1 rRNA gene is annotated in these 1,523 nt (G+C 56.5%); it reads right to left on the reverse strand.

The features are described from left to right. Nucleotides 1-1,523 (reverse strand): 23S ribosomal RNA (locus NMN56_RS42890); the annotation flags it as partial.

Below are 1,523 nucleotides of genomic sequence, written 5' to 3' on the forward strand. Positions count from 1 at the left end.
TAACGGAGGACGGATTTACCTACCCTCCGGGCTACACCCTTACCCCGGGACAACCACCGCCCGGGCTGGACTACCTCACTGCGTCACCCCATCACTCACCTACTACAAGTCTGGACCGTCGGATCCACCACTCCCCTACACTCCGAAGAGCTCAGGGCGGCTTCACGGACTTAGCATCGCCTGATTCAATGTTTGACGCTTCATAGCGGGTACCGGAATATCAACCGGTTCTCCATCGACTACGCCTGTCGGCCTCGCCTTAGGTCCCGACTTACCCTGGGCAGATCAGCTTGACCCAGGAACCCTTAGTCAATCGGCGCACACGTTTCTCACGCATGTATCGCTACTCATGCCTGCATTCTCACTCGTGAACCGTCCACAACTCGTTTCCACGGCTGCTTCACCCGGCACACGACGCTCCCCTACCCATCCCAGCCCTCGTTAGAAGTATTGCTGGAATGACACGACTTCGGCGGTGTGCTTGAGCCCCGCTACATTATCGGCGCGGAATCACTTGACCAGTGAGCTATTACGCACTCTTTCAAGGATGGCTGCTTCTAAGCCAACCTCCTGGTTGTCTCTGCGACTCCACATCCTTTCCCACTTAGCACACGCTTAGGGGCCTTAGTCGATGCTCTGGGCTGTTTCCCTCTCGACCATGGAGCTTATCCCCCACAGTCTCACTGCCGCGCTCTCACTTACCGGCATTCGGAGTTTGGCTAAGGTCAGTAACCCGGTAGGGCCCATCGCCTATCCAGTGCTCTACCTCCGGCAAGAAACACACGACGCTGCACCTAAATGCATTTCGGGGAGAACCAGCTATCACGGAGTTTGATTGGCCTTTCACCCCTAACCACAGGTCATCCCCCAGGTTTTCAACCCTGGTGGGTTCGGGCCTCCACGAAGTCTTACCTCCGCTTCACCCTGCCCATGGCTAGATCACTCCGCTTCGGGTCTTGAACACGCTACTCAAACGCCCTCTTAGGACTCGCTTTCGCTACGGCTCCCCCACACGGGTTAACCTCGCAACATGCCGCAAACTCGCAGGCTCATTCTTCAAAAGGCACGCAGTCACGACACCAAGTGCAAGCACTTGATGCGACGCTCCCACGGCTTGTAGGCACACGGTTTCAGGTACTGTTTCACTCCGCTCCCGCGGTACTTTTCACCATTCCCTCACGGTACTATCCGCTATCGGTCACCAGGGAATATTTAGGCTTGACGGGTGGTCCCGCCAGATTCACACAGGATTTCTCGGGCCCCATGCTACTTGGGTGTTCCATAAACGAGCCGTACAGATTTCAGCTACGGGGGTCTTACCCTCTACGCCGGGCCTTTCGCATGCCCTTCGCCTATCCATACGGTTTCTCACTCGTCCAACAGCCGGCAGACCATTGCAATGAAATCCCACAACCCCGCATGCGCAACCCCTGCCGGGTATCACACACATACGGTTTAGCCTCCTCCGGTTTCGCTCACCACTACTCCCGGAATCACGGTTGTTTTCTCTTCCTACGGGTACT

Source organism: Streptomyces iconiensis (assembly GCF_028657195.3).
Taxonomy (GTDB): domain Bacteria; phylum Actinomycetota; class Actinomycetes; order Streptomycetales; family Streptomycetaceae; genus Streptomyces; species Streptomyces iconiensis.